This window comes from Halovibrio variabilis (assembly GCF_007991175.1).
GTDB classification, from domain to species: domain Bacteria; phylum Pseudomonadota; class Gammaproteobacteria; order Pseudomonadales; family Halomonadaceae; genus Vreelandella; species Vreelandella variabilis.
In genome coordinates this window covers 1-8,730 of the sequence record NZ_BJXV01000035.1, presented here as the reverse complement: position 1 = coordinate 8,730, position 8,730 = coordinate 1, and the positions used below count along the sequence as shown (strand labels likewise).

Annotated in this window: 7 protein-coding genes; all 7 read right to left on the bottom strand. The window is 48.4% G+C overall.

Annotated features, from left to right (window positions below):
* Positions 1-3: 3 nt before the first annotated feature.
* The 7 genes from HVA01_RS17180 to HVA01_RS17150 all read right to left on the bottom strand — a co-directional run bounded on the left by HVA01_RS17180 (position 4) and on the right by HVA01_RS17150 (position 8,514).
* The gene (locus HVA01_RS17180; protein WP_146876661.1) at positions 4-1,305 is read right to left on the bottom strand and encodes an O-antigen ligase family protein; all 1,302 of its coding nucleotides are present in this window, start codon (positions 1,303-1,305) and stop codon (positions 4-6) included.
* A 9-nt stretch (positions 1,306-1,314) separates the two neighbouring features.
* Complete coding sequence (locus HVA01_RS17175; RefSeq protein WP_146876659.1) at positions 1,315-3,153, bottom strand: ABC transporter ATP-binding protein; 1,839 nt, start codon at positions 3,151-3,153, stop codon at positions 1,315-1,317.
* Positions 3,153-4,355, bottom strand: a complete 1,203-nt coding sequence (locus tag HVA01_RS17170) for a nucleotidyltransferase domain-containing protein (protein WP_146876657.1) — start codon at positions 4,353-4,355, stop codon at positions 3,153-3,155. The genes HVA01_RS17175 and HVA01_RS17170 overlap by 1 nt, the downstream gene beginning before the upstream one ends.
* Before the next feature lie 42 nt (positions 4,356-4,397).
* Positions 4,398-4,817 carry a lasso peptide biosynthesis B2 protein gene (locus HVA01_RS17165; protein ID WP_170243547.1) on the bottom strand — a complete coding sequence of 140 codons (420 nt, stop codon included), beginning with the start codon at positions 4,815-4,817 and terminating at the stop codon, positions 4,398-4,400.
* 166 nt (positions 4,818-4,983) lie between these two features.
* Positions 4,984-5,265, bottom strand: a complete 282-nt coding sequence (locus HVA01_RS17160; RefSeq protein WP_146876653.1) for a PqqD family peptide modification chaperone — start codon at positions 5,263-5,265, stop codon at positions 4,984-4,986.
* A 24-nt stretch (positions 5,266-5,289) separates the two neighbouring features.
* Positions 5,290-7,188: an asparagine synthetase B family protein gene (locus HVA01_RS17155; protein ID WP_170243546.1), complete on the bottom strand. Its 1,899-nt coding sequence runs from the start codon at positions 7,186-7,188 to the stop codon at positions 5,290-5,292.
* Positions 7,189-7,989: 801 nt separating this feature from the next.
* A complete protein-coding gene (locus HVA01_RS17150; RefSeq protein WP_146876649.1) occupies positions 7,990-8,514 on the bottom strand; it encodes a hypothetical protein in 525 nt (174 codons plus the stop codon).
* Positions 8,515-8,730: the final 216 nt, after the last annotated feature.

Here is an 8,730-nt window from a genome sequence, read left to right as displayed (position 1 = left end):
GGGCTAACAGGATTTATTAGGTGCCCCTGGTTGAGACTGGCCCAAGCAGCCCCATACAGCAGCACTAAACCCTAAGAATCCGCTAAAGCCTCTTAAGTCTCTGAACATAGACTGGGAAAGGCCGAAGTCGAAAAAAGCGATGATAACCACCATGCCGCTAATCGCTAAAAGCCGGGCTGGCACATTGTCACTCGCATGCAATGCTTTTTTAGCAAATACCGAGGCAAAGGCAATATACAGCCATAGCAGGCTAATAACGCCTAATAAGCCTCGGCGGGCGAGCGTATCGATAATATCGCTATGTAACTGTGAATAAATAACGACTCTGTCATAAAGCACACCCTCAGACACCAACGTGCTTAACCAACCCTTCACAGCCCCCTCACCAACCCCCATGAACGGGTTTTCTTTGAACATGTACCACCCTGCTCGCCATAGTTCAAAACGAGCACCTAGCGAGGTACTGGCATCATGACTTATAAAATACTGATAAATATTTTCAAATATAGCTGCTAAGCGTAGCCATACACCTGATGGGGGGAAAGCGATGATAGCGACCACCAATAAGGCAATAAAGCAGAGGCCTATATTACGCGTTTTGGGCGCTATTATATCCGCTGTTGCCGGTAACAAGAGTGCGAATATAAAGGGAATTGCCACCCAGCCACCACGCGTTCCTGATAATAAAGACGCTAAAAAACCCAGAAAAGCCGCACTAATAGCAAAAACGGTTAACCCATAACGGAAACGGCGACGTGATTGGATGAAATAAATCGCCGCCACTAGGGAAAGCGACGACATGAGTAAAGACAAATTACCAAAGGGAATAGCATTGATACCATTGTCGGCTCGATCCAATCCCACAATAGCGCGCTCATATATAGCCACCAAACCTGCCCCAGAGGCCCCACAACAAACGCCCAGCCATAACCAATTAGGCGAGGGGGTAAAAACCCTTAACGCAAGTAAGAAAGCAGCCGCCAACAGCGGCCAAGTATATATGTGTCGATACCCACCGTAGGGCACCAGAGGCAATTGGCCACTTGCCAGAACACTCCACCACCAAACACCGCCAAAAAATACCAATGCTGACACTATTTTGTAGTCATCACGGGCCCATAAAAAAAGATATTGCCTATTGCTAACCATAACAACACACGCCAATAGCGACGATATAAGCGCAGCCACCCCAAACCACCAGTGCGCTTGCGGTATTAAAACAAGCGATGCGGAAAACCCAAACATAATAGCGCCGTTAATAAGTGAGAGCGTCCTGCCCGCTACGCCCTCCTGTATCGACTGCATACTGTTCAATTACGAAAGGTCGTGCTGATAGTACTTAGCCTGGCGGCTAAATATGTCATGGTAGATACCTTTTTTCTCAAACAGTGACTCATGGGTACCCGATTCCTTAATTTCGCCATCATCCATTACGTAAATATAGTCAGCTAAACGTATAGTTGACAGCCGATGGCTAATCACCAATGCAGAGCGGTGGTTGATGCGTTCGCGAAAATTTTCAAATAACTCAGATTCTGCAACAGGATCCATAGCGCTGGTGGGTTCATCTAATATGACGATATTAGATTTCAACATAAAGGCACGTGCCAGCGCAATTTTTTGCCACTGTCCAACGCTTAGCTCTTTGCCATTATCGAACAGACGCGTTAGTAGCGTGTCGTATTTATTGTCCAACTCTTCAATAAACGTCGCGGCACCGGCGTTTTCCGCGGCTCGCGGTACCGTATGTTCGGCATCGGTACCGTTTATATGGCCAAAGCGGATATTTTCGTGCACGGATTCTGCATAGTGTGAATAATCTTGGAAAATCACGCTGAAAAGCTGACGATACTCGTCAATATCGCAGTCCTGGGCATTAATACCATTGATTTTAACACTTCCTTCAGTGGGGTCATAAAGCCGCGTCATTAATTTAATAAGCGATGTTTTACCTGACCCATTAGCGCCTACTAACGCCACGATTTGCCCGGGCTTTATCTCCATATTTACATTTTTGATAACATCTTTATGTGTGCCGGGGTAAGCGAAGGAGACATTCTCGAGTTTTAAATTAACTTTATTAGAAGGGATGATTTTTTCGGGCTGCGATGGCCTTGGCAAAGTATGCTGCATATCCATAAATTCAAACAGCATACCCATGTACAAGTGGTCTTCGTAAAGTTTGGAAAGCTGCTGAACAAGCTCTTGTCCCATGGTTTGAGCACGCTGGAAAATCAGTAAAAAAAGCACCAAATCACCCACACTATTTTGCCCTTGGGCGGTATTCCAAGCCAAGTACCCCAGCGATGTAAAAAATATGACCGAAGCCGCCACCGCGACAGCTGATTCAACGATTGTGCGTTTACGGGTTATAGCAAGCTTTTCACCTCGAATTTCATCACGAATACGCTTATATTTATGGCGTAGAAAATCACCTAACTGATTGAGCCGAAGCTCTTTGGCGTGAATATCGGAGGTCATTAACCAATCTAGGTAGCCTGCCCGGCGCTCCATCTGTGTTCTGCGACGCTGCCAATCGTACAGAATTCGCGTAAAGTAGATTCTTGCAATCAGCGCAGGCACAATCGCAAACAAAATGATCGGTAGTAAACGCCAGTTAATCGTTCCCAGTAGTACAATAATGGCCGTCAGCATGACGATGTTCTTGCCCAATAGCATTAAGTTACTGGCGACCTGGGCGGGCCGATGGCTCCCCGATTGGCGGGCGCGTTCAAGCGTGTCGTGGTAAAGCGGACTTTCATAAAAGGCAAGGTCAACGCTGATAGCGGTCTTTTGAACAATGTTCTCGACATAGTCTGCGACCATTATTCCCTGCGCTTCACGCGAATACCCCGCTAGCGCTCGTGAAATAACATAGACCAGCGTTCCTAAGCCAGTCAGCACAACATAATATAAAACAGATCCAACATTTTCAGCGGCCTCAGGTTCGGCCAGCACACTGGTCACGACATCCACCATCTGCTTTATAAGATACAGCACACCAAGGCCCGACATAATTTCTATGGCTATAAAAAAAGTACTCAGAAGTGTCCACTTACGGCTACTCTTCCAAGAGATAGAGAGAATTCGCATCAGTGATAAAAAAGATGCGAACAACTTATTAATCATAGCCATATAATTAAAACCACCCATTAATTAACTTTCTTTTTACCAGCTAAGCGCATATAAGCTTCATGCAATGGGTGTATAAAACGATAAACCCATTGCCAATGACGAGTAAGAGGCCATACCACATAAGTATCGTAGGTCGGGCGAAACATCCTTTTCCAGCCAAATAAACGCCACTGCCATATACGCGCAGTGGTGGTTTGCCATGCAAATGAAAAATCAGGCGTCGGTTTTTTCTGACCCAACGAATGTTCAAATTCGACATCACCATGCATTGCCAACACACAGTAGCGAACGAGCTCTTGGGTATTGGGGGCCAAACTGTCAATATTCTGTGCCCCTGCATTGGCAAAAAACGTTATCATTTCCAGACAGGAATGCACGGTACTTTCTAGTGAGTAACGCTTTGCACAGCGCAACACGGCATCAAGATCAAAATCCTTATGATGCTGTATGGCGGTAATATCCACTAGCCAGTGAAGGCGAGACCAATAATGCTTTGTATGGTGCCAGCACAGATAAACAAAAAACTCGCTGATGGGCATCACACACGTGTCTACATTGCAAACCGTAATAGGCTGGCGTTTTGCTAGCATCTGCGAAGCCTTAAATACGCTTCCGGTATTGTCTATCTTGGTATGCAACTCGACAGCCACGTTACGAGGTGAGAGCAAGGTGACTACTTTTTGGTGGCGGGCCACGAACGCAACGCTTTCAGCGCCCGGCGTCAATGCTTTGGGATTATAGGGTTTATAACCATTGGTAAGCGCATATTTTAGTATGGCCGGTAAATCCTCCGGCGAGACAAGAATATCAACGTCACGACATAAGCGCTGCGCAGGCTCTGGGTAGTATTGAAAAGCTAACGAAGGCCCCTTAAAGCAAAGATGCGGCACGTTGAGAGGCATCAATACATGCCTGATAAGGTGCTTGAACTCAGCTGAAATATTCATATTGTGTTGCAGCGCGCGTAGTGAGTAGCGCTTCATTACGTCGATACAAGCGTCAGGAATTTGATCCCTCCACCGTCGGCTAAGGTGGCTATAAACAATGGGTAGCACAAAGCGTTCGGCTGCGTGACGCGTAAAAGCGTCCCAATCTTTCACACGTGGAATGAGCTTATCAACCGCCTGTATCTGCTCTTGATTGAGTTCAAGACGCGATAATAGCAGCAGTAGCTGAAAGCTTGGGTCGGCCATGAGCTGCTCAGGAGATTCAGATATCATTAGCTCGTCCCTATTTGCGAAGATTCAGTTGCGAAGATTCAGTCACGAAGATTCAGCGGTAGACAAGCCTGGCTCAAGATAGCAGGCCACCACTGTGTAAGCATTGAAACTGAACCCACCCGTGACATTGACGGGACCAGCGGCTACCCAAGCATGCGCCAGGTAACGACGACTGTCCTCGCTACGCTTAAGCCCAAAACAGAGTAAATAAGGTAATTTATACAGCCGCAGTAGCAGGGCAGCGGTGATGGCCTGTGGGTAACAGTTGGAATTCCAAGGTGTATAACGCGCGGTCATACGCACGACATGGCCAATCTGACTCGCTCTTTTGCGTTGCGAGGTCGTCAAAAGCGGTAGCACAGGGCTAACACCATGGGCTTTGCCCATCAGCCTTTCCAGCCGCCTGAAGCTGAGCAAAAAAATCAGCGCCTTACTTACCCCCAGCAACAGCCAAACAGGCAAGCACCAAAGCTTGAAAAAGGCAGACTTTTTGAAAAAAGCGATGACCCTATTCAATTGATACCCTCATGAAAACCCACTGATGCAGTTAGTCTCTGCCTGAAAAACACCATCAATATGATTTAATTGAACAACATCGCATTACCGCGAGAGGCTCTATAAAATCCCCTTAACGCAACACATGTAGTAAGCCGACTTCCACCATACTATCGAGAAACGGCAGCGTATCGCTTTGACACTCTTCAACATCGACAGCGTAATGTTCACACAGCTTCTGAACGAGATCATTCACAGCGATAGGGCTTTCTGTTAACTCCCATATCCGACCGCCTATCGAGTTCAACCCGAAATATTGGCCTTGGTCTGCACTCATCATCACTACTTCATCATCAACGACTGCGGTCAAGATGTCGGCATCTCGTTGAACCATATTGTTCAGTGTTACGCTCATACCGGTACCGTCCCTCAACTGATATCAACTTATTGATGTTGCTTTGTTTTCAGACACCGAATGGCGCCATAGCTCTAGCACTCGCATACTGCTATGCAAGGGAATAAAACTCAGTAAATCAAACTTTTCCAGGGATGATGGAGCCCCCTTAATCTTATCGGTAAGCGCCTTGGTTGCTAGCCATGGGCAGTCAATATTCACAAACTGATCATGATCCTGGTCGAGCTTCTGCCAACAGTCCAAGCGTATCTTCTTGCGCTTTGTTTCGTTGGCAACATCATGCTTACTAACACGCTCTGGCAAGGCGTCAACCATAGCCATTCTATAAACAATGCGCTTACGGCGCTTTTGCCACAGCATGTCGGGCGGCAGTGACAGCGAAAACTCAAGCAGTCGCTTATCCATCAAGGGGTAACGATATTGAATTCCCAGAGGGCCCGCCCATGTCGACCAAAGGCTCATCCTTGAGGCGATATGACCGTTCAGGAGCAAAGCACACTGCATGGAGAATGGGTCTTTTGCATCGCGCCAGACCAAGCTGGTTTCTCGCCATGCCTCGGGGTGGCGTTTCATGAAATCGGGATGCCCAAGGCACTGCAGCTTATTGTTATTTAAATAAGGGCTAAAAGCTGCATAGAGCCAGTCCGGAAGAAAAGGCAATGCCGCAGTCTGAAAAAGAAATTTGGCCATGCCCCCCGGTCTGCGCAGCCCTCCGCCCAAGGTCCGCGCCATGTTGAACAGGTCTTTGAAACGGCGGTTGGAAAGCAGCCAGGAGGGATAACCACGCAGGCTAAACGAGACACACTCATCTGCCCCCCATCCCGACAGCATGACACGCGTCCCGCGTGAGGCCGCTTGCTCCATCAGGGGCAACTCTTCAAAAAGATCGGCAGAGTTTTCATACGCTAGGTTTCGCCTGAAGAACCGAAAATAATCGCTAGCACTATCGGTGCCAAAGGAGCATTCAAACCCTTCTCGCTGGCTCAGTTTTGCGATCTCGGTGCGTTCATCAAAGGCCCCCTGCGCTAATGGGTAGTCTTCGCTAACAGATGGAGCCCAGGTGTATGCCATGTCGAGCTGACGACCTTGCTGGCGCAAAAACCGGTGTGCCAGCACCGTAACCCCCGTCGAATCCAGACCGCCGCTTATGTGCGAGCCCGTAGGGCTATCCAGGCATATACGATCCTGCACCGCCTGATTTATCAGTCCTCGTAGCTGCTCCGCATACTCATCAAGGCTTGCTGGCGCCGCTTGAACGATATGCTCTGGAAACCAGTAACGGCTCACGTCTACACCACGACGGGAAGCGGTCAGGCTATGCCCAGGCGGTAGAAACTCAATACCTTTGAGAAAAGGGTCTTCTTTTGACTGCAGGGGCTGAGCCAAAAAAAACGCCACACGAGACTCATCAATTTCAAAGTCGACATCCGGCGAACTGGCTATCGCCTCAACCGTGGAGCCAAATAAGAACTGCGAACCCTGCTTTGAGTAGAAAAAGGGCCGCGCCCCGGCAACATCACGGGCAGCAAAGAGTTCGCCGTCACGCGGGTTCCAGATGGCGAAAGCAAAATCACCTATGAGATATTGGGCACACGCTTTGCCCCACTTCAAGAAGGCAGACACAATAAGCTGGCCGTCAGGCATACCGCTGGTCGCTGCCATATCAAGCTGCCGGCAAAGATCACGCCGGTTATCAATCACCGCATCTGCCACGATGCATAGCCCGCAGTGCTCCAGCGGCTGCACATCTTCAGAGTCAGCGTCTCTCAAGGCCAGTTTTTGGTGCCCCAAGACGGCGTTCTTCTTATGCATTACGCCACGGCCATCTTTACCCCAGTCATCCAGGGTGCCGAATGCTGTCTCGAATGGTTCACGCGCTATCGAATTTTGCTCAAAACTGATACGCCCAAAGATGGCACTCATTCCCCCTCCTTCCCCTAACGCTTTATTATCCATTACCAGACTTAATTCGTTGGCCGCTTCACAACGCTACCACAGATTACCTTCTGATACATTCATTTACAATACTACTGCTTTGCTGGCATAAATACAGTGCTTAATGGTCTTTATAAGCAATGCCAGATGAGTTTTATACTGTTTTTATGCGATTGGCTAGGCGGCAGCGGGGCTTCCTGCATGCTTAAGGTGTGTTTTTCGATTACTCAAAGATTCGAATGTATTTAATACTCATCAATAACGTTACATTTCTTGACAATACAGAGGTACGGAAACTACTCTCAGTATGGGCGATAGCATAAAGAGTGGCTTACAGGCTGACCATGTGTGACAAGATCGTAAGATGCTGCACATGCAAGCGTTTGTCATCACTGACCTCTTCGCTCACAACTACTATGTTTCATTGCCGGGAGATTTTTATGAACACACAGAAAGCAAGCGCTCAGCAAAACGCCTGGGTTGCCCCACAGCTGAACGTTATGTCAGTGCGGGAGACTTACCAAGGTGCGACGCCGTTTAGTACAGAGGCGATTGTAGTCGACGTCTCAGACTCACCAAGCAACGGCTATATAATTGACACTCTTGGGTCCTGATCAGGTTAGTGTTCGTACTGCACAACTTGCCTAAAAGTAATGACAAGCCCCGCCGCAAGGCGGGGTTTTTTAGTTATATCGAGGATGACTTCACTGGTATTGCTAATGCTAAAAAATTAGCATTAGCGGTACCGATATTGCATTAGCCACTGCTCGTGAATGCCCAGTCCAACGTTTAATCGCGCTGAGGATTGGCGATCGACTGGGCTTGAATTTCGTCGAGCAAAGGTTTTAGGTTTTTATCCATATCATCTAAGGACCATGGGCGTCGAAAGCGATAGACACGGATTTGTTGCGCCAAACGGATGCCTTCCTGCATTAGTTGTTTATCAGTATTAAATTGGCTGCCTAGTTCGGGGCGGTAAAGAGCGCCCATCACCGTTTTGAAAGCCTCAATCCCTGATAGTTTTTTGAGACTTGCCTCCTCCCCTTCATCAGCACGCTCTAACTGCACTAATGCATTTAAACAGTGGGCATCATAACGAGCGCCTTTATTCATCATGATGTGAAACTTATCAGCGCGCATCAAATCCCGGACAAGTCCTTCGGTTTCAATGCCTAATGCCTTGAGCGCATCTCGCCAAAGCTTTGCTCTAGCAGGCCCCGGGTGAAGTAACGGCTCTGCCTCATCTGGCTTAATAACCGCCACGTCATCGGTGATCAATGGCCACTGCTGGGAATAGTGCAACCAGGCACTCATTGTTGACTTCCCCGCGCCAGAGTGGCCGGTAAATGCCCAGGCGCCAGCCGGGGTGTTTAACGCACTAACATGCAGCGGCAGCCAGTGCCGCTGGTGCAACAGCGCCCCTAACGCACTACCGAGCAGAAATAAGCGAACATCACCAGGGTCAGCAACAGGATCAGCCCCCCTCGGCATACGCCGATCCAGCAAAATGCGCTGCCCTTGTTCAATTCG

What these genes read in the sequence shown, in the direction of transcription:
- HVA01_RS17155 (WP_170243546.1), bottom strand. Translation starts at nt 7,188, where the DNA reads ATGAGTGCCATCTTTGGGCGTATCAGTTTTGAGCAAAATTCGATAGCG.
- HVA01_RS17160 (WP_146876653.1), bottom strand. Translation starts at nt 5,265, where the DNA reads ATGAGCGTAACACTGAACAATATGGTTCAACGAGATGCCGACATCTTG.
- HVA01_RS17180 (WP_146876661.1), bottom strand. Translation starts at nt 1,305, where the DNA reads ATGCAGTCGATACAGGAGGGCGTAGCGGGCAGGACGCTCTCACTTATT.
- HVA01_RS17175 (WP_146876659.1), bottom strand. Translation starts at nt 3,153, where the DNA reads ATGGGTGGTTTTAATTATATGGCTATGATTAATAAGTTGTTCGCATCT.
- HVA01_RS17150 (WP_146876649.1), bottom strand. Translation starts at nt 8,514, where the DNA reads ATGAGTGCCTGGTTGCACTATTCCCAGCAGTGGCCATTGATCACCGAT.
- HVA01_RS17170 (WP_146876657.1), bottom strand. Translation starts at nt 4,355, where the DNA reads ATGATATCTGAATCTCCTGAGCAGCTCATGGCCGACCCAAGCTTTCAG.